This is a genomic window from Streptomyces liliifuscus (genome assembly GCF_016598615.1).
Classification (GTDB): Bacteria; Actinomycetota; Actinomycetes; order Streptomycetales; family Streptomycetaceae; genus Streptomyces; species Streptomyces liliifuscus.
Window position 1 is genome coordinate 299,767 of the sequence record NZ_CP066832.1, and the last position, 20,212, is coordinate 319,978.

The 20,212-nt window shown below is 70.5% G+C and carries 21 protein-coding genes; 12 read left to right on the forward strand and 9 right to left on the reverse strand.

Translation table 11 applies throughout. From position 1 onward, the window contains the following. Window positions 1-15 precede the first annotated feature (15 nt). The 6 genes from JEQ17_RS49640 to JEQ17_RS49660 all read right to left on the reverse strand — a co-directional run bounded on the left by JEQ17_RS49640 (window position 16) and on the right by JEQ17_RS49660 (window position 7,425). Window positions 16-1,140, reverse strand: a complete 1,125-nt coding sequence (locus JEQ17_RS49640; RefSeq protein WP_200402305.1) for a conjugal transfer protein — start codon at window positions 1,138-1,140, stop codon at window positions 16-18. Next, complete coding sequence (locus tag JEQ17_RS49645; protein WP_234048919.1) at window positions 1,137-1,403, reverse strand: hypothetical protein; 267 nt, start codon at window positions 1,401-1,403, stop codon at window positions 1,137-1,139. Before JEQ17_RS49645 ends, JEQ17_RS49640 begins: the two co-directional genes overlap by 4 nt. Before the next feature lie 184 nt (window positions 1,404-1,587). Next, window positions 1,588-2,541 carry a hypothetical protein gene (locus JEQ17_RS49650; protein WP_200402307.1) on the reverse strand — a complete coding sequence of 318 codons (954 nt, stop codon included), beginning with the start codon at window positions 2,539-2,541 and terminating at the stop codon, window positions 1,588-1,590. A gap of 1,505 nt (window positions 2,542-4,046) precedes the next feature. Continuing rightward, a complete protein-coding gene (locus JEQ17_RS49655; RefSeq protein WP_234048912.1) occupies window positions 4,047-5,699 on the reverse strand; it encodes an SMC-Scp complex subunit ScpB in 1,653 nt (550 codons plus the stop codon). Between the two features lie 717 nt (window positions 5,700-6,416). Further along, the gene (locus JEQ17_RS50630; protein ID WP_267924850.1) at window positions 6,417-6,545 is read right to left on the reverse strand and encodes a hypothetical protein; all 129 of its coding nucleotides are present in this window, start codon (window positions 6,543-6,545) and stop codon (window positions 6,417-6,419) included. 181 nt (window positions 6,546-6,726) lie between these two features. Beyond that, window positions 6,727-7,425, reverse strand: a complete 699-nt coding sequence (locus tag JEQ17_RS49660) for a GntR family transcriptional regulator (protein ID WP_166633251.1) — start codon at window positions 7,423-7,425, stop codon at window positions 6,727-6,729. Between the two features lie 224 nt (window positions 7,426-7,649). On the opposite strand from JEQ17_RS49660, the gene JEQ17_RS49665 reads away from it, so the two are divergent. From JEQ17_RS49665 to JEQ17_RS49720, 12 genes are all read left to right on the forward strand, one after another. After that, on the forward strand, window positions 7,650-8,288 hold the full coding sequence (locus tag JEQ17_RS49665; protein WP_208106602.1) for a WhiB family transcriptional regulator: 639 nt from the start codon (window positions 7,650-7,652) through the stop codon (window positions 8,286-8,288). Then, entirely contained in the window at window positions 8,285-8,569 is a 285-nt protein-coding gene (locus tag JEQ17_RS49670) for a hypothetical protein (protein WP_200402309.1), read from the forward strand. Before JEQ17_RS49665 ends, JEQ17_RS49670 begins: the two co-directional genes overlap by 4 nt. Next, window positions 8,566-10,110 carry a DUF2637 domain-containing protein gene (locus JEQ17_RS49675; RefSeq protein WP_200402310.1) on the forward strand — a complete coding sequence of 515 codons (1,545 nt, stop codon included), beginning with the start codon at window positions 8,566-8,568 and terminating at the stop codon, window positions 10,108-10,110. The genes JEQ17_RS49670 and JEQ17_RS49675 overlap by 4 nt, the downstream gene beginning before the upstream one ends. A 61-nt stretch (window positions 10,111-10,171) precedes the next feature. Next, a complete protein-coding gene (locus JEQ17_RS49680; RefSeq protein WP_200402311.1) occupies window positions 10,172-10,342 on the forward strand; it encodes a hypothetical protein in 171 nt (56 codons plus the stop codon). Continuing rightward, window positions 10,339-11,370, forward strand: coding sequence for a hypothetical protein (locus JEQ17_RS49685; RefSeq protein WP_200402312.1), 1,032 nt, complete (start codon window positions 10,339-10,341; stop codon window positions 11,368-11,370). Before JEQ17_RS49680 ends, JEQ17_RS49685 begins: the two co-directional genes overlap by 4 nt. Window positions 11,371-11,378: 8 nt before the next feature. After that, complete coding sequence (locus JEQ17_RS49690; RefSeq protein ID WP_024126623.1) at window positions 11,379-11,819, forward strand: hypothetical protein; 441 nt, start codon at window positions 11,379-11,381, stop codon at window positions 11,817-11,819. Beyond that, window positions 11,816-12,643 carry a hypothetical protein gene (locus JEQ17_RS49695; protein ID WP_234048913.1) on the forward strand — a complete coding sequence of 276 codons (828 nt, stop codon included), beginning with the start codon at window positions 11,816-11,818 and terminating at the stop codon, window positions 12,641-12,643. Before JEQ17_RS49690 ends, JEQ17_RS49695 begins: the two co-directional genes overlap by 4 nt. A 278-nt stretch (window positions 12,644-12,921) precedes the next feature. Next, window positions 12,922-13,158 (forward strand): hypothetical protein, encoded by a 237-nt coding sequence (locus JEQ17_RS49700; protein ID WP_024126621.1) that lies wholly within the window; start codon window positions 12,922-12,924, stop codon window positions 13,156-13,158. Window positions 13,159-13,375: 217 nt separating this feature from the next. Then, window positions 13,376-13,957, forward strand: coding sequence for a hypothetical protein (locus tag JEQ17_RS49705; RefSeq protein WP_200402313.1), 582 nt, complete (start codon window positions 13,376-13,378; stop codon window positions 13,955-13,957). Between the two features lie 32 nt (window positions 13,958-13,989). Beyond that, a complete protein-coding gene (locus JEQ17_RS49710; RefSeq protein WP_200402314.1) occupies window positions 13,990-14,514 on the forward strand; it encodes a hypothetical protein in 525 nt (174 codons plus the stop codon). Window positions 14,515-15,009: 495 nt separating this feature from the next. Further along, window positions 15,010-15,282: a hypothetical protein gene (locus tag JEQ17_RS49715; RefSeq protein ID WP_234048914.1), complete on the forward strand. Its 273-nt coding sequence runs from the start codon at window positions 15,010-15,012 to the stop codon at window positions 15,280-15,282. Window positions 15,283-15,338: 56 nt separating this feature from the next. Then, window positions 15,339-16,328: a hypothetical protein gene (locus JEQ17_RS49720; RefSeq protein WP_200402315.1), complete on the forward strand. Its 990-nt coding sequence runs from the start codon at window positions 15,339-15,341 to the stop codon at window positions 16,326-16,328. 955 nt (window positions 16,329-17,283) lie between these two features. Here JEQ17_RS49720 and JEQ17_RS49725 read toward each other — a convergent pair. From JEQ17_RS49725 to JEQ17_RS49735, 3 genes are all read right to left on the reverse strand, one after another. Beyond that, window positions 17,284-17,448, reverse strand: a complete 165-nt coding sequence (locus JEQ17_RS49725; protein ID WP_166634929.1) for a hypothetical protein — start codon at window positions 17,446-17,448, stop codon at window positions 17,284-17,286. 296 nt (window positions 17,449-17,744) lie between these two features. Further along, a complete protein-coding gene (locus JEQ17_RS49730; protein WP_200402316.1) occupies window positions 17,745-18,068 on the reverse strand; it encodes a BAR domain-containing protein in 324 nt (107 codons plus the stop codon). 568 nt (window positions 18,069-18,636) lie between these two features. Then, window positions 18,637-19,263: a hypothetical protein gene (locus JEQ17_RS49735; protein WP_024126614.1), complete on the reverse strand. Its 627-nt coding sequence runs from the start codon at window positions 19,261-19,263 to the stop codon at window positions 18,637-18,639. Window positions 19,264-20,212 lie beyond the last annotated feature (949 nt).

The following is a 20,212-nucleotide window of genomic DNA, read 5'->3' on the forward strand; positions in this document are numbered from 1 at the left end:
AACGATTCCTCTTTCTCAGGAGTTCGACGGCGACGGCGAGTCAGATGCCGTGGCTGCGTCGGGGCTTGGGGTGGTGGTGTGCGGCGCCGCCGAGGGCGGGCTGCTCGCGCGAATAGCCGGGGCGTCGTCGACGGACGCGACCTCCCAGCGGCCGGCGCGGGACTTGAGGGTGAGCGCGTAGTTCAGCGAGACCGGGCTGCCGGCCTGGTCCGTGGCATCGACCTGGACCAGCTGGTGCAGCACCGTGCCGTCGGCCGGCACCTTCTGCTGGCCCGAGCCGGACGAGTCGTCCTGGACGCCGGTCACCTTCACCGCGGCGTACGGTGCAGGGCTGATCGGCTGGAGCCGCGTGCCGGGCGAGGTGTAGCGGTCGAGCTCGGTCGTACCGGTCAGGTAGGCGGCCAGGAATCCGCGGGCGGTCTCGACCGACGGGTCCGCGCTGCTCGACCCGCGGTCGGTCTCGTACGCCAGGCCGCCCGGCTTGAGCGCGGCCGGTGCGGCCACCTGCGCCGGCAGCGACGTCGCCGCGTAGCCGGCGGTGGCGCCCTGCTCCGTGCCGCCGGCGCCGGCCGGGCCGGTGGCCTGGATACCGACACGGAAGTACTGGACGCCCAGCCGCGTGGACTTGCCCTTGTCGTCGTGTGCGGTGACGTCGGCGGCGACGGTGACGGACCAGTAGCCGGGCTGGACCTCGCGGGAGGCAATCACGGTGGACTGCGTGGCCGTGCGGGTTCCGGGCTTGACCGCGAGCGCGACGGAGCCGGAGTAGTACGGCGCCAGGTCCCGCTCGGTGCCCTGGCCAGCCTGCAGATAGGCGGAGACGAACAGTTCAGCGAAGCCGGCCGGCCCGACCGGCGACGCCGGCGACGCCGCGGCGGCCGGTTTGGCCGCCCCCTGGGCGGGAGCGGACGAGGAGAGGAACGCGAGCGCGCCGAGGACGGGGCCGGAGACCACGAGCGCCCAGACACCGGCACGGACCAGCCGGGAGAGCCCGGCCATCTGGGCCGTGCTCGTCTTCCACCCGGTCTCATCCGGCTCGTCCGCCGGCGTCTCCTGGGGCTCGTCTACTTCGTCGTCCCAGGCCTCCGCCTCGACGAGCTGCTTCTTGGCCGCCTTGCGCGGCCGGCGCTGCCGCTTCACGACGCCGTCCGCAGGGCCTGGACGGTCAGGACCGTCGAGATGCGCTCCTTGAGCTGGTCCGGCGTGCGCTGCAGCAGCACATCCCACGACGCCAGAGAGGCCTCTGACTCCTTGTCGAGGAAGGCGCGCATCTGCTCGTGCAGGTCACGGTCCATCGGCCGGCTCACCAGAGCGGCAGCGATCTTGGTCAGCTCGCGCGAGGCACGGGCCACACGGGCCTCGTCGGCGTCGAGCAGCTGTCGGCCGGTGCAGGCCGGGGGCATCGTGGTCACGTCGGTTCTCCCGGAGTCGAGAAGGGGCGGGGGCGGGGGTGTTCAGGTGGGGCGGAGCCGATCTGGCGGCCCTCTCGCCTGCTACAGGTGTTGAGAAAGCGCGCGGTGTGACAGTGGGGCCGAGGTTTTTTCGAACGACTTCTGCGGCGCCCGATCCGAGGGGCGCCGGGCGCCCTCAGGCCGCGGCGTGGTACTGCGCGAGGTCCGACTGCGCGCGCAGCGTGCGCACGGCACGGCTGGCGTGCTGCCGCAGCAGGTCTCCCTCGTGGCCCATGGACCGGGTGGTCATGTGGCGCTGGTCGGGGCGCTGCGAGGTGGACAGGTAGTACCGGGCGATGCGCTGGGCTTCGAGCTCCTTCAGCGCTCCGACCTCCACCGCCCACAGCAGGAGGTCGAGGACCTCCGTCCGCGTCTCGTGACGCGACAGGGCCGGCTCGTCGACGTCGACGAGCTCTATCTGCGCGGCCCGCACAAGGAGATCGGCGAGCTCGACCGTGTGGTGCGGGGTGTCGGGGTCCTCGCTGGCGACGACGTGCGCGTATCGGGTGTGGGACTCGGCTTCGGCCAAGGGCGCGACGCCGGCGGCGAACTCCTGGACGTCCTCCACGTCGTCGAGGCAGGCGGCCAGGGTGCGGCGGGTCAGCTGCAGGGTGTCGAGCGCGAGGTTGTTGAAGATCCGCCGCGGCCGCCGGTCGAGCGGGTAGGTGCGGACGACCTCGAAGGCGGCGCCGAGCACCGTCGCACAGACGTCGTCCCACGGAAGGCCGTAGGACCGCCGCTGCGTCTTCGCCATCAAGACCGCCTTGGGCAGCAGGACTCGCACCGCCACCCGCCACGCGAGGTGAGCGTCGAAGCCGGTCCCCCCGGCCCGCTCGACCAGCAGGTGCATCACGCGGTCGTGGCCGTCCAGGTCCCCGCAGCGGTGGTACGCGGAGATCTTGTCGACCACGTCCTGAGGACTGGCCGCTCCGACGAGGTCCGGGTGCTCCCCGGCCCACGCGGCGACGCGGTCCGCCGCTCGCAGGTCTCGGCAGAGCGCGGCCCAGTCGCGGTTCATCACGGTGAGCGTGTCGTAGCGGGGCGTGGACTCGGAGAAGTTGAGTGCCGGGGTGTGCTGGGTGGTGGCCACGTCCGTGTCCGTCCTTTCGCGCCATCTGGTCTCGATGGCGCTCACACTCCCGACGGGCCCCTTGACCGCCGTCTGACCGCGATTGCGGCCTGACGAGGTCAAGGGGAAACCGGCCTTGCCCACCCGGGTGGCCCAGCTGGGCAAGGGGGCCGTGGTCAAGGGGGGCGCGGAGTGGTCAAGGGGGATGGACGTCCACATAGCGGGGTGGATGGGTGCGCCCCACTTCCACCGAGGAGGGGATGGAGACCACTCCCACTGGCAGTGGATGGAGTGCGGCGCATCTGCCCCGCTCCATCCACTGGATGGAGCACACCGAGTGGGTGGACCATGACCCGCCGCATGGCGTTCGGGTCCACCCGCACTCCGGCCACGGTGGGCCACCGCCCCCCATCCGTCCATCGCGATGGACGCCACCGCGAACTCGGACTGAATCCCCCGGGCCGCCATCGCCTCCGCACGGCGTCCTGTACGACTCCGGCGCGCGCTCGGGAGGAAGCCCTGTCCGGCCGCACCGCCCATCCGCTGGCCGGCCGGCGTCTCTCCGGTCGGCTTCCGCTGGCGTCGGTGCAGCCCTCAGCCTCATCGGGTGAGGCACGGTGAGCGGCCGCCGGGTTTCCCCTTGCCCCGGGCCGAGGTCAAGGGGAAACAGCAGGTGCCCCGACCCATGGTCAAGGGGTGGAGGCGAGGCCGGTCAAGGGGGGAGCAGCTCGTGCGGTGAACCTGGTCAAGGGGTGGATCGGAGAGAAGGGGGCATCGCCCGAAGGTGTTCGGCGGCGGCCCCCCGGGGTGGGTGACACGCTCCGCTCCACCACGACCGTCCCGTGCCTCGGGCTGACGGCGTCTTCCGTCAATCGCCCGTCCCTCAGCAATGGGTTGAGAGTGGGAGCCACTGGTGTAGTGCATCGGGGCATCGAGTGGAGCCCACCGTGTGGATGGACCATGGCCGATCCATCGGGTGTTGCCCATCGAGTGGAGTGGGCCGGTGGGCGCCACTCGGTGGCGGAGGCCGGGCTGAACTCCACTGAGTGGGCTCCACCGTTGAGTGGGCTCCACCGTGTACGCGGTGGGGCCGGATGGAGCCCACTCAGTGCGCGGCGCCGGCGATGGATGGTGGGCTTCGCGAGTGGCCCGGGGTGGAGGAGGCCGTCGCACTGGCCCCGGTGGCGTCCACTCATCGGGTGGCCGCCACCCCCGGCCCTACTCCGCGCCGACGTTTTCCGATGCCGCAGCGCTGGGCGATGCACAGCGAGGTTTCCCCTTGACCCGGACTGCGTGTCAAGGAGGAACGCGGGCGGCCGGGGAGGCCGGTCAAGGGGCCCTCAGGCCCGGGTCCGGTTCATGGGGGTCGACCACGCCTGCGCCCCGTTGTCCGGGAACGGCCGCTGAAGCAGCGGCGAGGTGGGTGGCCGAGCTCTGCCCCATCGGCGCGCAGTGGAGCGCGCTCCAGTGGAGGGGGTCCTGCCCCACCCGGCAGTGGCGATCCTCGACGGGGTGGAGTGCGCAGCTCATGATGCGGCCCACTCCATCCGGCGGGTCCGGCACCGGACGCAGAGGCCGGTGGAGCCGAGCGCCGGACGGGTGCATCCACTGCCGTCCCACCCCGCGCACACCTCGGGGTGTTCCGACGGGGATGGACCGCCGGCACGTCCACCCTCGTGCTCCTCTCGGCACGGCCTGCACCGGGGGGCGGCCGAGGCGGCGGGGTTCAGCACCAGGACGGCGCAGCCGCACTCAGGGCACCGGCCCCGCGGAGCTGCAGGAGTGGACCGAGGGACGGGAACCCGAGCGGGGGTGGGGCGGACGATGGAGAGAGTGGATGCGCCGGACTGTGCGGTGCCCTGGCACCGGTCGCGGACGATCTCCTCGCACACTGAGCACTGGCGGCCGCTGCTCCACAGGACGCCGGCCTCGCAGTCGAAGATGCCGCAGCCCCAGCGGGGCAGGCCGACGCCGAGGATCCACCGGCCGGGGTCGCGGATCTCGTCGGTGAAGGTGCGGCAGAGTCGCGTCTCCAGGCGCTGCCGAAGCCGGGCGTCATCGATGCCGGAACGCAGCTGGCTGCCGACTTCCCGGGCGATGCGCCGCTGCATGTAGACGCTGGTCTGCCGATAGAGCCGATGCACCGGCTCGAGGACGGCGTGCACCCGGGCGCTGATGGTCAGCCCGGGCCCGCCGTAGGCGCCTGCGCGGTTGGTCAAGGGGGTGCCCGAGGGCTCGGTCAAGGGGGTGGTCAAGGGGGTCTGGTGGTCATCCGCGCGCAGCGCGAGCCCACCTTCGCCGGTGCCGTGCTGCGGCTGCGCATCGCGGTTTTCCACACCTTCACCAACCTGTACCTCGCCTACGGCGGGTGAGAAGAGGGCGCGCTCGTCATCAGGTCGGTCAGTCCTAGGTTCTTCCATAGTCGCGAGTGATCCCGCACCAGCCGACGAACCCGATCCCTCACCAGGACCAGAGGTGGAGGAGGGCGCGACGCCCGTGGAGGACGGCTGTCCACAGGCCGCGTCCTGAGCGGCGGCCGGGATGTCGTGAGCGACGAAGTGGTGGCGGCCGCGTACGCCCGCCCGCCGCTCCACGGTGATCCACCGCGTCGCCTCCAGCTCGTCGACGATCTCGCCGGCGGCCGCCGTGGTGAGCGGCTGACCGGCCCGCTGGCCGCTGTGGTGGTGCAGCGCCCCCGCGATCTGCGACTCGGTGAGCGGGATCTTCTGGGCCTGGGCATAGGCGATGAGCGCGTACGCGCGCAGCTGGCGCGGGGTGAGGTCCTCGGAGGCGGCCACCGGGATCCACACGAACCGCTCCGTCGCGGACAGCGGCCGGGTACGGCGCACCGCCGAAGTGCCGTTCCCGCCGGGCAGGGAACGCCGGGTCGAGGACAGCTCGACGACGCCGTCGGGTCCGGGGCGCATCAGCTGCGTCATCCCGCGCTCGACGGAGGACTTCGACAGGCCGAGGTACTCCGCGATGGTCACGGTCGCCGCCGTGCATCCTTCCGGACGCGACGCCAGCGCGGCGATCTTCACGTAGACGGTCACCGCGACGTCGGCGTAGTGCGGGTTGGCGACGAGGCGCAGGGGCACCTTCACCCGCTGGCGGCGCTGCGGGCGCGCCTGATCGCCCGTCGGCGGCGGGCTACTGGGAACTGCTGCTGTGCGGGGCACGCTTCTCCTGGCGCACCGGTGCCGCGGGGCGGCGAGTCGGGTGCGCTGGGTCTCGGCGGCGTCCGGCAAGGACGCGCGGTCTGGGGTCTGGCCAAAGGCACTCGGGCGGAAGCTGAAGGAACAGGTCCTTCAGCTGCTACGGGTGTTGAAAAAGCCGACGGTGTGACAGTCCGGCCGAGAAAATCCCTGGCGAGCCTGTGACCTGCGGGTCAAGGGGGTGCCCGGGGCGGCGGCAGACCCCCTTGACCAGCCACCTGGCCGGGGCCGTGAAGGCCCGTCGGGCAGGCGTGGGAAGCGAGGCGGTCAAGGGGTGCTGGCTGCAGCGGGTCAAGGGCCGACCACCGGGCCGCGCTGCGCTCCGGCCGGTCCCGGCGGGAGCACCGGTCGCGAGAGCGGGTACGCAGCGTGGCGTCGAAGTCACGGACGGGCGAAAAACAGCCGTGATCGGCGTGCTTCGGTGGCGTCCGAGCTGACAAAGGGCATGGGTGTACTGCAAGATGGACCCCGTTCTCCCGGGTCGCCCCGGGAAACGACAAACCCCCTCGGGGGAATTGCTGCTGGAGGGCAGTGATTGCCGGACCATTCGGTCTGGCCCTCGCTCAAGCTGGGCTGCTAACCCAGGACTGAGCGGTGACGGCCGGCAGAGGAGCTGCTAACTCCTAAGCCGGCGGAGAGGGGCGAGGAGCAGCCTTTGCTAGAGGCGCCCGCCCGGAAGACCTACGACATCCTCAACTCCCCCTTCCAGGGGGCATTCGCGTTTCTGGGCCAGGACACGCCGGGCAGCGCCCACGGCAGCTCCGCGCCCGGCGCGGTGGATCCGCTCGGGGCCTGTGCGGTGCTGGTCATGGGAGAACCGCCTTCTCGGTTCGCCGGGCTCGGCGCCGTGCGCCGGGGGCCCGAGGGGAGGCGTATTGGATCAAGCGAAAGTCACCCTATCCCCTGACGCCCGTCGTGCACACGCACTCGACGCGTTGTCCACTCGACGTCGAAAAGTGCGACCAAAAGGGGCAGTTGACTCGGAGAGTTTCTAACTGGCGCTTCCCGTGCGGATGGTCACGCGATCCGCCCGTACTACCGTCAAAAGGTATGAAGTTGGGCGCTCATCCGTAAAACCGACTCTTCGAATCTCGAACACCGTGGTGCCGACCTTGGACTTGAGGAGCGAGCACTCCTCGGTGGTGGCCGGCCTCGCGTCCCAGTTGCTGGCGTGGCTGTCCTCGCGCCGCAGCGGGCCAACCGTGAACGGCGCGACGGTGGCGGCTTCGGCCGCGGTCACCGTGAGCGCGGCCGGGGTGAAGAGGGTCTGCAGTGCCCATGGAGTGCCGGCCTGCAGCAGCACCGCCTGCCGGACGGACAGGGCGGCGTCCGGTGCGACGGCCAGAGCCTCGACGGCTGCGGCATCAGTGCCGGGATCCCCGCGCCTGATGTCGTCGTGGCCGCTGTCGCCGGGATCCCTCGGCCGGAGCAGCCCGTCCTCGTGCAGTCGGACCTGTATGGCGGAGGCCGGCTGCAGTACCCGACTGCGGCGGCGCGGCGCCGTCTCGACCAGGCCCTCCTTCTCGAGGAGTCGTAGGGCCTGGGCCACGGTGTTCGGTGCGACGCCGAGCTTCTCACCCAACTCGCGCTGACCGGGGAGCTGCTCGCCCGGGGCCAGCTTGCCGCTCAGGATGTCGGCGCGCAGTGCGGCCGCGACCTGCTCGTGCGGGTGATGGGACGTCATGGGCATGGGCACATCTTGCCGCACCCGCCAGAGCGCACGGCTCATCCGCTGGACCTTCTTCCTTGACGTGATCGCCAACAGCATGCATCATCTGACGCATCTGCATTAAGGCAGTTAAGGCAGATGGCGCGTGGAAAAGCAAGCGACCCCCGGGGCTGGTCCCCCCGGAGGCCGCGAACGCGCCTCACCACCCACCAGAGCGTCACAGGAGATGAGAACGCGTGAACACCATGATGGCAGCCCGCCCGCCAGCCTCCCGCGCCATCCCGGGCACGGCCGAGGCCAGCATCGCCCAGTTCGTCGCCGCGACCGATCCGCTCGACAGCCTCGTCGCCAGCGGCTTCCTCGACCGGCAGGACGGCCACTACGTCGCGCAGGAGCTGCGCACCCCGCAGCTGCGCCAGACGATGAAGTACTCGGTCTGCCTCACCGCCGACCCGGACATCGGCCACTTCTACCAGGAGGACGGAGAGCCGGACACCGACTGGCGCCGGCGCCGCGCCCAGACCGTACGCGACCACTGCGCTGTGTGCCCGGTGCGCGCCGCGTGCGCCGAACTCGCCCTCCGCGAGGGCGACACCGTCGGCATCCGCGGCGGGCTGACCCCCGAGAAGCTCAAGCGCCGGCTCGTCATGGAGCGCGACCGGCTCGACCAGGCCCTTGCCGAGGACCAGCGCGCCGCCCAGAGGCAGCAGGCCCGCATCGCCGCGGCGCGCGAGGTGCAGCGGCTCGCCGGCCAGTACCTCGGCACCTCCGGGAAGCCCGAGAAGCGCCTGGAGAACATCGAGAACGTCCGCAAGGCCGCACGTCACCGCGACGAGCTCGTCGCCGACCACCGCCGCTCCGCCGGCTGGACGGCCGCCGCATGAACCCCGCCGGCGACGCCCACGCCCTCAACCGCGCCCTGGTCAGCGCGCTCGCCCGCCGCGACGACGTCCTCTTACTCCCCGTCCTCGTACCGGCCGGCGCCGACATACCGCCCGTCAACCCGCTCACCGCGTTGCTCCTGGTCCTGCTCCGCCAGGCCACCGCCGAGCGCGACGCCTACAGGGACTGGATCACCCAGGACCCGATCCCGCCCAGCGACGACCCGCTGCGCGCCCGGGCCGCCGAAGCGGCCAGCAACCTCGCCCGGAGGGACTCCCCGTGACACCCGACCTCGCCCCCCACGGCGCGGCTCTCGCCGAACTCCTCGGCAGCTGGCAGTTCGTCCTCGGGGCGCTCGTCCTCACCCTCGGCCCGGCGATCGCCCTGCGCCGACGCCGCATGGCCCTGGCCGCGCTCACCGACGTCGAGCGCGCCGCGGCAGCCGACCGGCGCGGACGCCGGGTCGAGGACCTCCTCACCGTCGTCATCGCCGCAGCCGCGGCCGCCCTGTCGGCCACCGGTCTGCGCCGGGTCGGACACCACCAGATGGGCCTGGACGCCCCGTTCGACCTCCTGCCCTTCGTCGCACTCGACGTCGCGGCGATGGTCTGCGGCCGCCGAGCCCGCCGCCGTGCCCGCGACGGCGACGGATCGGGTCTGTCCGGCGCTCTCTTCTGGATCCTCGCCGGCATCAGCTCGGTCTTCTCCGCGTCCGAAGCCGGCTCCCTCCTCGGCGGCGCGGTCCGCGCGGTGTGGCCGGTCCTGGCGGCCGTGCTCTGGGAGATCGGCTCGCTCGAGGAGCGCCGCGCCGCCCGCACCAAGGGGGGACGCCCCGACCGCCGCATCGCGCTGGTGCGCCTGCTCCACCCCGTCGAGGCCTTCCGCGTCGCACTGCTGCTCGCCGCCCGCCAGGACCTGGCCCAGGAGGAGGCCACCGCCGAGGTCCGCATCTCCCGGGCTGCCTACCGCTGGTACCGGCTGCGCCGTGCCCAGGACGCGGTCAAGAGGGCCGGTGGGATGACCCGCTGGGCATACCGCCTCGCCGAGATGCATGCCGACGGCCGCGCCCAGGATGCCAGCGAACGAGCGGGATGCTCCGACCCCGCCATCCTGAAGCGCGTCGTCGCCCGGCTGCAGCTGCGCGTACGCCAGTCCGACATCGCCGGGATGAACCTGCGCAATCCCGTCGCGTTCGAGGGCATCCTCAACACCCTGATCGGCACCATCCCGGCCATCCCATCCCAGACGGCCGACCCCCATGCCGCCCCGTCATCCCACTCCCGCGACGAGGAAGACCGGCAGGTCAAGGCCGGGATGGGCGAGGGAGACGAGCCAGGGGAGGACACCGGCGACGAGGACACCGCCTCGCCGGACCCGGACGCCGACGCCGGGCAGGATGATGACGCGGCTGCCGGGCGGAAGACAGACGAGGAAGTCATGGCCGCCTTCGTCGAGACCGTCCCACGCAAGGAGGACGGCACGTTCGCCTGGGGCATCAACAAGATCTCTGCCGCCCTCGGCATCGGGAACGGCCGGGCCAAGAAGTTCCTGGACACCCAGTCCGAATGGCTGCCCAAGGCGCTGGCCGCCCATCCCGTCGCGCACGGCGCCGACGGCGAAGAGCCCGACCACTTCGACCAGGCCCTCGCCCTCGCCAACGAGTCGCCGCAGCCGGTCGCCCACGCCCAAGACCCCCAGCCCGCCCCGGCGCCGGCCGGCCAGCAGCAGCTCGAAGAGCTCCTCCGCCTCCACCCGACCGCCGGTGACCACTTCGAGGAGCACGACAGCGGCCTCCTCGTCCCCGCCGCCGGCAGCCGACCCTGACGCCCCGCTCCGCAGGGCGCCCCCGCAGGGCTGCCCGCGAGCACGACCGTGAGGACCACACATGTCCACCACCTTCGACCAGCACGTCACCGAGGCCCTCGCCCTCATCGCCCCGGCCCGCCGCCCGGTGACCTCCGCCCGGCCGGCCCGATCCGCCGGCGCCCCGCAGCACGGCCGGCCCCGCCTCGCCCTCGTGCGGCGCCCCGCCTCCCACGAGGGGAGCGAGCAGTGAGCACGACACCCTCCACCCGCGGCCGTACCAACCAGGCAAACACCGCCACCACCGAGAACGAACCGCCCCAGACCCCGGAGACGGGCGACGGCATGCCGGACGACGAGACGCGGCTGCGCCGCCTCCTGTCCCGCATCGGCGTCCGACCGCTCGGCCACGCCGAGCAGCCCGTCGAGGAGGAGCCCGAGCCGGGCGCGGCCCGCCCCGACCGGGACCTGGAATCCGCCGGTTCCACCCGTCGGATCTCGATGTCGCCCGGCGGACGGCTGCCCCTTCCCGGCCAGACCATCAACCTCACGGACGACCAGCAGAACCCGGCCGACGAGCCGATGCCCGCCGAAGACCAGGACACCACGGCTGAATCGGAGCCCGCAGGGGAGCCGGCGAACAGCACGTGGTCGTCTCGTGTCCCCTGGCGCCGGGGCAAGGACGACGACCAGGCCGAGGGGGCCGGGGGCCCGGAGGCCGCGGACGCGGACGAAGACCTCCCGGGTCCGGAGGGCGAGGGGCCCGACTGGTTCCGCGTACGGAAGACCGCCGATCCGCAGGCACCGGATCCGGACCCCTACGAGGTGCACAACCACTACTACGGCACCGGCCAGGAGCCGGCGCCCCCCGCAGGGGAAGGGACCGGCCCGGCCGGCCCGGGCCGCAACCGCAGCTCCCTCACTGCCTGGTGGGCGTCGCTCACGCCGCTGCAGCGGTTCATCCTCCACAACGGAGCCGCGGCAACCGCCGGCGCCTGGAGCTGGGGCGTCTTCACGGCCCAGTGGAACACCGGCCTGCCTCAATGGACGCTCGCCGTCATGCACGACGCTGCGGCCAGCAGCAACGAGCCGTCCACCCCGTTCATCGTCGGCGGCGGCGTGATCCTGCTCGCCGCGGTCGTCGGCGGCGGCATCTCCGCCTTCGTGGAGAGGTGGCTGTACCGGCTGCCCTCGTTCTGCGCCGCGGTCCGCTTCCTCACCCACATCCCGGTCGCCTCCGCCGGCATCGCCGTCCTGCTGTTCTCCGCCCCCACCTTCTAAGGACACCCGTGACCACCCTGCTCGCCGCCGGGGCCGGAACCAGCGCCCTCGGCCCGATGTCCGCCACAGCCGTCAGCGTCATCCTGATCGTCACGCTCATCTACGGCATCTGGGGCAAGGGGAAGAAGAAGCTGGCCCGAGGCCCAGCCCAGGCCATCGGCTTCTTCGCCGAGCTCGCCTTCCTTCGCGCCGGCTCCTGGCCCCACGACCTCGGCACCGCCGTCCAGGACATCCCGCGCCAGATCGCCGAGAACCCCGACCTGGGATCCATCGGCATGACTGCCGTCGTGATCATCCTGCTCGTGCTGTCCGCCTTCGCCCCCATCGTGCCGTTCACCGGCGCCCTGTGGGGGATGCTCACTGCGGCCGCCATGTCCGCAGCACAGGGCTCCATCTGGCGGGCGGTCATCGCCGTCGCCACCGCCGGGCTGTCCCTGGTGGGGGCATGAGCGGGAAGCCGGACACGACGAACACCGCCAAGCAGGGCCGGCGGAAGATCAGGCTGGAGCACATCCCGTTCGTGCGCGAGGTGCCCGTGGTGGCCAGCGCCACCATGGTCGCCCTGCGCTACGTGGGAGCCTGGCTGCGCGCCGGCGACCAGGAGAGCGGGGGGTTCCTCGTCCGCCTCGGTGCTCTCGGCACCGCCGGCTACATCGCCCTCTACTTCACTCAGAAGCACCCCGGCCTCTGGTACGCCTACGGCGCAACCGGACTGGTCATCGTCACGACCGTCGCCGTCCGTACCGGACTGTCGGCCGGCCGCACGGTGAAGGACCTGGAAGACGCGCACACCACTGCCGAGGAGGAAGCGCCTCAGGGAACCGACACCCTAAACGATCATGAAACGGCGGGGGAGTGGGACCCCGAAACGACGCAGGCCCAAGTCACTTCTGCCGAAGCCGACGCCGCCTTCGCAGCGTTCGTCGAGCACAGCGTCGCCTTCGCCGTCCGCCAGGGCCGCAAGGGCGTCCACACCGACACTCTCCTCGAACGGATCCACCGGGAGAGGATGTTGGCCGACTGGACGGAACCCATGATCAGACAGAAGTGCAAAGCCCTCGACATCCCCGTCCGAACCCAGATGGGCATCCAGGGGAGGAACTACTTCGGCGTGCACATCGCCGACCTCGAGCAGGCCCTCGGCAGGGCCCTACGGATCCCCGCCCAGCTGGTCCCCGACCTCACCCCGAACGCCCCCGCCGCACCCCCTGCCGAGCCCCCCGCTCCACCCCCCGAAGTCGCCTTCCTCGAGGCCCCTGCGGACAGTGCCTGAACCATCCGCCCGGGAGCTCCCCCCGGCCGCCGGCCAGAGGGGGCTCCCGGGCGCCCGAAACCCCTCTCGGCCGGCCATCACTCCCCTCCCCCGCGGAGGCGCCGCCAGCCATCTATCGGCGACATCTACGACCGTCTGACCTGCGCATCTATGCCAACGCTAGAAGCATCTACCGCCCCCATCTACCGTTCCCTATCGGCTTGTTCCGATCCCGTAGGGCGCGGCACCCCGGTACCGTCGAACCACATCCGACAGGACCGGCGGAAGAGGAGCCCGCAGTGGCATGGCGGTACGAGTGCGGCCCATGCGGGATCACGACCGGGTGGCTGCCGAAGGATCAGGCCGCCGCCAAGCGGGATGAGCACAGGGACACCGTCCACCCCGGCATGATGCCGACGGCCGAGGTGTTCGAGTCCAACGCCAAGTCGATCGCTAAGGATCCGGCCGCCCTGCGCATGTGGGCGGTCATCGCCGGCATCTGCCTGCTCGCCTGGATCATCCAGTCCATTAGCTGACGCGCAAGCACTCACACAGCGCTCAGACGCGCCCAACGCCGGGCTGCCCAACGCCTCATGACGAGGAGACGGATCGACACCTCAACTGTGCGTTGCGTATTGAAGATTCAATGTGTACTGTGATCTTCACGGAGAAAGTTCCGCCTCTGTGTCACACGCCGCTCGCGCACAACACCAGTAGCAGACGAGCGCACCCACACACCTCCTGGAGCCCAACGTGCCCACGCCCCGCACCCTGACGCTCGGCACCGCCCTAACGGCCGCCGCGCTCCTCGCCCTCACCGGCTGCACCAACGAGCCCATCAAGCACGGCGAGGTCATCGACAAGCGTGGCTACGCCGGTCGCTGGATCACCGACTACGAGGACGTGTACCGCCAGGACTGCTCGACCATCCGCACCAGCTCGTTCACCACTACCGCCTTCGCGGGCCGCAGCGGCGGCTCCAGCGGCAGCAAGTCCAGCAGCGGCAAGTCCAGCTCGTCCGGCAGCACCGGCAAGAAGAACAACGACACAACCCCCGACGGCTCCGGCGGCTCGTCCGGCGGTACCCAGCCCGGCAAGTCGCTCACCAACGGAGGCACCTCCGGCACCACCCAGCCCGGCTCCTCCGGCTCGACCACAGACGGCAGCAGCCAGCCCACCAAGCAGTGCCAGCGGCAATACGTCGGCCGGAAGCAGACCGGTCAGCACTGGCAGCCGGGCAAGTGGGAGCTCCAGCTCCGCGACGGCGACCGAACCGGCTGGATCACGGTCTCCCAGACCACCTACAACGACACCGATCTCCACGACCACATCTGACCGACCCCGGAGACCCACGAGGAAGATCGGTCATGCCCGACGCACCCAAGTACACGCCCTACAGCATCTACATGCTGGAGCCACACGCTGATCATGCGACCGCCGAGAACGGCCACATCCCGATCGAAGCCATTGCCGAACGCGTCTACGGCAAGCCGTATAGCTCGCTACGCGGATGCCAGCGGGACGACGAGCACATCGGTAATGACAGCGTGAAGCTGTACGAACTCACCTCCGACGACGACTACCTGGAAGCACTCGGAGACCTCGACGACGCCGAGCTGTACCTGGGCTGGGACTCCCGTACCGGCGAGAGCGTCGTCAAGACCGGCATGACTGAGCTGGATTACTGGCTGAGCATCCGCGTCGCTGACGAGAACACGCCAGCCACTGTCGAGGCGAACCCGCCTGAAACGCAAGACCTTGAGAACGCCGTGTTCGAGAACCGATTATTCGCCGATCGCGCTTTCTCTCCCTCGCTGAAATTGGTCCTGGCCGATCTCATCCGGCGCGGCGAGATCCCGCGCGGTGACTACCTGTTCCGGCACTGGTGGTGATCGAAACGGAACGAGGACCGACGCCACGGAGCCCCGGCGAGTCACGACTGGCCCTCCTCCCTGGCGATCCGCTGCCACGCGACCAGTTACCCACCCCCAGCCCACCCGTCCCGACTACCTCCGATGCGGGGCCACCACCCGGTGGCCCCGCATCATCCAGTGGGAGACACCAGATGCACCCCTTCGTTCTCGGAAAAGTCCTCCGAGCCGTCGTCACCCTGCTCGCTCTCGCCCTCAGCCGGCGCCTGACCAGGCGACCGCACCGCCTCGGCGTGGCCCACCTCCCAGCACGCCCCTGCACTGCCGCGGCTACGTACAAGAACGACGCCGCGAGCGCCTCCGCGACATCGCACACGACGCCCGGTCCCGGAACCGAACCCCTGGGGCCACGCGCACCTCCTCGACGAAGAACGGTGCTAGCCGCAGCCCAGGCTCCGTCCCCGCCAACTCGAAGCCCCATACTGCCACTTCACCCAGCCCACCAGATGAGGACCGATGGCCCGCTGCCCCGCCACACTCCCGACGGATCACACCACCTGCGCCGGCCCCGTCGCCGTGACCGTGCTCGACGCGGACAACGCTGGCGCCGATGGATGCGAACATCACGCCGCACGCCTCCTCGCCGTCCTCGACCGCGGCCGCGTCTTCGCACTGCCCCACGCCCCCGCCGGAGCGGCGCACCGCGTCTTCAAGGCTGAAGCTCCGCAGGGCGACAGCCTTCACCGCCTAGCCGACGCCATCGTGACCTCGCCTGCAACGACCCGATGAAGCCCGGGCCGACCAGGCCCCGCTAACCCGCCACCAGTCACCTGAAGGGAACCCTCGTGCCCGTCAGCCACCACCCCGAACACACCGTAAAGGCGTACCGCGATGAACGCCCGTCCATCACCCGGCTCATCCTCGAAGCGCGTTGGGCCCACTATCGCCTCACCGACGCTCTCGAATACGACCCCGACAGCGACGCCGTCCCCGCCCTGCGCCGCTTCAACCTCCTGCACGCCGGCGCACTCGTCGACGTCCTCGCCCTGCGCACCCGAGACCCCGACCTCTACGAAGCCGCCCGCGACCACGGCGCCCTCCTCCGCGAGGTCGACGGCCTGGCCCTCGACGACCACCCCCACAACGGTCTCGACCACCTGCGAGCCCAGTACGCCCGACTCCACCAGCACACCCACGGCGACTCATGCCTAGCCCCCCAAGCCACTGACGACTCTCTGCCACCCAAGCGCCCCTTCCTCCGACCCGGCCCCCGGCTGGTTCGCCAAATGCTCGACACCTACGCCTGGGCCAACCTCGGCCTCACCTCCCGCTTCCCCGCCGTCGACGTGGCCAGCGAACAACGGCGACACCTCATGACCCGCGGACTCCTACTCGACTGGGCCGCCACCGCGGCACCGGCCGACAGCGCCGCAGCGGTGGCCGCGGCCACCGCCGGCCACGCCCTGCGGGCCCTCGACCGCCGGCCAGCCCTGAACGATCTGCGCGCCCGCGCCTACCTCCTGGACGCCTTCCGCGACTTCGACGACCAGCACGAAGACGAGGACCCGCACCCCCACAACTGCGCAGGGCGCTGCGACGGCACCGGCGAAGTCCTCACCGTGCTCACCTGGGAGCACCACGGCGACGACAACTACACCGCCGTCCACCAGGAGCCGATTCTCTGCTTCGGCGCCCCCACCGCCCACGCCTCGGACTGCGCCACCTGCGGCGGACACGGCTTCACCTACACGACCGGCTACCGCGAGCTCTGCCTCGACGGGCGCATCTGCGACGGCGAGCCCATCGAGGCCACCGTGGCGTCGCAGGGAGCATGACCCCGCCGCGTCCCAGGCAGCCAGAACAGCCGGCGCCGAGCGGCACGCCCCACCTGCGCAGGCGCCGGCCGTCCCAGGGCCGCTCCCTTGGACTGTGATTTCTCTCCCCCGACCTGAGGGGGAGAGAAGTCTCTCCCCCCAGCGCGGCAACTGAGAAATCTCCCCCCTGACCTGAAAGGAGGGAGATTTCTCCTCCCCTTCCCAGGGAGCCCAACTGCAGGGGAGGGTGATTTCTCTCCCCTCCGTGAATGCCGGAGGGGAGAGAAATCACCCCCCGCGAAAGACGGGACTTGGCCGCGCAGACCACCGCCAGAAGCCAGCTTGCCTTACAACTTGCCCCACAACATGCCCTACAACTTGCTCTACAGCTTGCCTTTCAACTTGCCCTACAACTTGCCCCCAGGCTGCGCCCTCGACACGGAAACCTGCACTTCAGGGCGACGGTCAAGGGGGTTGGAGTGCGCCGACTACTTCTCTACGAGACCCCCAAGGGCACTGAGGACATCAGCGAAGAGCCACAGGCGAACGACAGGAAGGAGGAAGCCGGCGGGGAGTGAGGAGGAAGGGAGACGGAAGGGGAGAGCAGCAGGACGGGAGGAGCGAGGGAGAGAGGAGCAGCGAACAGAGAGAACAGGCGGACCGGCAACGGCAAGCAAGACGAAGAGGCCGAGGAGCACAAGAGCCGAAGAGACAGAGGAGCAGCCGAAGCACACAACGACAGACGAGACACAGACAGACCACGAAGCACGGAGCCAGACAGGGAGCACGGAAGCGAGAAAGCCAGGGACCGTCAGCACGAGGCAGAACCGAGACAGGATCGAGAGGGGCGGGGAGTTGAGCAGGTCGCGACGAGGGCTGCGGAACGCAAGCGGCCCCGCCCAGCGAAACGCTGAGCGGGGCGCGAACAAGGGAGGCGGGGGAGGGGGCGCCGGAAGGGGGGGCGCGGCGCGCGAGATTAGGAGGCTGTCCGGAGCATCCGCCGTGCGGCCGCCCGGCCGCTGGCGCTGACGCGCTCCGCCGCGTGGAGTCGCAGTGCTCGCGCTCGCACGAACGCGGCGGCCGCCTCAGAGTCGCCACCCGCTGCGCGGGCAAGCAACTCCGTGATCTTGCTGTCAGTCATCAGGGGTCCTTTCGGGGCGCACCAGCGCGAGCCGTTACCGGCAATGCGGCATGGTCTGAGACTCGGCGGCGGGGTTCGAGAGCGCGCGCGAAGCATCCATGGAGATCTTGAAGCAGAACACGGTAAGGACGATCGCGGAGACACCCAGCAGAACACCCAGGAAGATTCCAGTCCTGCGCCCGATCCTGCGGCCGATCCTGTGGTTCATCATTGCTCCCACTTTCCTAGCTTGTGAGGGTGGCGCGGAGATGTGCGGTCGGATGGGTGCCGCCCCCACCGGGGGGCGGCACCCGGCGTTAGAACCAAGTCGCCTCACAGCCGAGGTCGTGCCGGGCAAGGTCCCGAAGCGCGGACAGTTCACCGTGCGCCCCGCACTCAACACATGTGCCGCCGCGCCGGTCCCCGTCGGACTCGAAGTCGCCGATGCGAAGGATGTGCGGACGGGCTATGGGGGTCTTGATGTTGGACACGACCAGGCCGGACTCGGGGCGCGCGGCGGCGCGTGCCGCGAAGTACTCCATGCGCTCCTGGATGTCCTCCAGGTCCTGCTCGGCGAAAATCCAGGTCAGTCGCTCCACGGAGCCAGGCTCGCCGTACGGGAGCCCGGTCGTGGGGCACATCGCCGACTTCTCGGTGACGGGCGTAGCGACCTTTCGGCGAACGGCGAAGCAGGGCGAGCATGGAATCTCCCAGGAGTTTGGCGCTGACGGCGACCGGCTGATGTGATTACAGTACACAATGAAACACGAATACGCAACGGTCGAGCGGTAAGGCAGGCGGCGGGGGCGGGGCGGCCCGGCCCCGGTGGGTGAGGGGGGCCGGGGCCGGGCCTGTGGCGGGCGCGAGCGGCCCTTGGAGGGCGGGGCCGCCCGACCCTGGTCTGGGGCTACTGCCGTCTCGGGGAAGGGCTACAGGGGATCCGGGGGGATTGCGCGTCCAGCCGTCCCATGAGGCAGTCAGGGCAGAGGTCGGCTCCCCTCTCCGTCTCGTTGCCGCACTCCTCGCCCCATCCGGGGCAGGTGGCGGGTATCTCAGGCTGGCTGTTGCGCTGCGTCATCCTCGGCTCATCTCTACTGGTGCGGGTGGGTGCCCGGGCCCCGTGGGGGCCCGGACACGGGCGGGGGTGGGGGGTGTGGGGGTTCGGCGGCCCCGTGTTGGGGGTTGGGGCCGCCGGGGGTGGGGGGGGGGTCAGGCGGTCTTGTAGCCGTTGAGCTTCTCGACGAGCTCGGCGCGCATGAAGGCGAGTGCCTGTGCCTTGTCGTCGAGCTTGTTGATCTCGGCCTGGACGGCCTCGGCGCGCTTGCCGTTGAGGAACTTGGTGTACGTGGCCTCGCGCTTGGGGGTGTTCTTGTCGGCCTGGTAGGTGGTGACCAGGCCGGTGACGAGGTCGCGGACCTTCTCGAAGGTGTCCTGGCTGGCGTTCTCGGCCGGGGAGTTGGTCTCGAAGGCCGCACCCATGATCCGCTTGCGGAACGTCAGCAGCGGCGCGGCCCCGTTGTCCGTCTCGGCGGTCAGGTCGGCCGGGTTGACCAGGTGGCTGCCGACCACGTACGGCAGGTCCATGTCGCCCAGCTTCGGGGCGTCGGTCCGCTCGTGGCGGTCGGTCGCGCTGCCCTTGCCGAACTGGACGTTCAGCAGACCCGCGACCTTCGGGAACAGCTCCCAGTTCGGGTGGACCACGACCGTGCCGATCGGGAACACGCCGTCCTGGAGGACGCGGGACAGGTCGTAGACCGCCTCGCCGTTCTCGCCCGTCTCGACCGCGTACGAGTAGGTGTTACCGGCCGGGGTGGTGAACGTCTGGGTACCGGACATGAAGATCCCCTCCAACAGGGTCAGTAGGTGGTTTCTCGGCCGGTTCTTCGTTCCGCCGACCTCGTGAGAACTACAGTACACACCGAACCGTGAATACGCAACACCGGAACGGGATCACCCCCATACGCTCAACCAAACCCAGCGCCAACTAGAAACCTCACCCCCTCCCCTCACCCCCAACGACCACCCCCACCCCCCACCCGAGCCCGCGCAGCCAACCCACCCCGAACCCACCGGAGCCACCCGACCCCACCCCCGCGCAACCCCGGATCTAACACCCCCACCGACCCTCGACCCGAATCTAACGGCACCCCGGGAACCCCCCACCAACCCAACCGGCGAATCTAACACCCGCCCCACGCACGACGATTGGAGCGACCCCGGATCTAACACCACCGGTCCACCGAATCTAACAACCCGCCAATTCCCGGAACGCGAATCTAACGCCACCCTCACGCACGCCCCGGATTGCCGCACACGGCCCCCTGGAGCCTCGCCCCCGCTATCCCCTTCCCCGACTGCCAACACCCCTGTAGGCTGCCGCCAGAGCCGCACAGGGGCCGCCCGGCCGGACCGGAGTCACCCCCGGGGCCGGGGAAACGGAAACCCCGTCAATTCCCGCCCCACAACTTGAATTCCGGGGCCCCGAGCCCTTAGAATGATCAGGCCGCACGAGAAATCAGGACCACCCGCAGAGAAACACCACCGGGACAACCTGAAAACCCGTCGAGAAACCACAGAAAAGGCCCGCCAGGACCACGAGGGAACCCCCTCCCACCTAGCCAGCCAATCTCTGACCCCAACCCCCGGAAAGAGGACCCGAATTCGAGGCCGAACCATCCGCCGGCCTCCGGCCCGCCCCGCGGGCCGGCTCCACAACCGGCCCTTGGCGGGCCGGTCAGCGCTCTGCGCTGACGGTCTGTCAGAGGGCGCTCTGCGCCCTCTGTAC

What these genes read in the sequence shown, in the direction of transcription:
- JEQ17_RS49645 (WP_234048919.1), bottom strand. Translation starts at nt 1,403, where the DNA reads ATGCCCCCGGCCTGCACCGGCCGACAGCTGCTCGACGCCGACGAGGCC.
- JEQ17_RS50630 (WP_267924850.1), bottom strand. Translation starts at nt 6,545, where the DNA reads ATGACCAGCACCGCACAGGCCCCGAGCGGATCCACCGCGCCGGGCGCG.
- JEQ17_RS49660 (WP_166633251.1), bottom strand. Translation starts at nt 7,425, where the DNA reads ATGCCCATGACGTCCCATCACCCGCACGAGCAGGTCGCGGCCGCACTG.
- JEQ17_RS49665 (WP_208106602.1), top strand. Translation starts at nt 7,650, where the DNA reads ATGATGGCAGCCCGCCCGCCAGCCTCCCGCGCCATCCCGGGCACGGCC.
- JEQ17_RS49670 (WP_200402309.1), top strand. Translation starts at nt 8,285, where the DNA reads ATGAACCCCGCCGGCGACGCCCACGCCCTCAACCGCGCCCTGGTCAGC.
- JEQ17_RS49680 (WP_200402311.1), top strand. Translation starts at nt 10,172, where the DNA reads ATGTCCACCACCTTCGACCAGCACGTCACCGAGGCCCTCGCCCTCATC.
- JEQ17_RS49695 (WP_234048913.1), top strand. Translation starts at nt 11,816, where the DNA reads ATGAGCGGGAAGCCGGACACGACGAACACCGCCAAGCAGGGCCGGCGG.
- JEQ17_RS49710 (WP_200402314.1), top strand. Translation starts at nt 13,990, where the DNA reads ATGCCCGACGCACCCAAGTACACGCCCTACAGCATCTACATGCTGGAG.
- JEQ17_RS49715 (WP_234048914.1), top strand. Translation starts at nt 15,010, where the DNA reads ATGGCCCGCTGCCCCGCCACACTCCCGACGGATCACACCACCTGCGCC.
- JEQ17_RS49725 (WP_166634929.1), bottom strand. Translation starts at nt 17,448, where the DNA reads ATGACTGACAGCAAGATCACGGAGTTGCTTGCCCGCGCAGCGGGTGGC.
- JEQ17_RS49730 (WP_200402316.1), bottom strand. Translation starts at nt 18,068, where the DNA reads ATGTGCCCCACGACCGGGCTCCCGTACGGCGAGCCTGGCTCCGTGGAG.
- JEQ17_RS49735 (WP_024126614.1), bottom strand. Translation starts at nt 19,263, where the DNA reads ATGTCCGGTACCCAGACGTTCACCACCCCGGCCGGTAACACCTACTCG.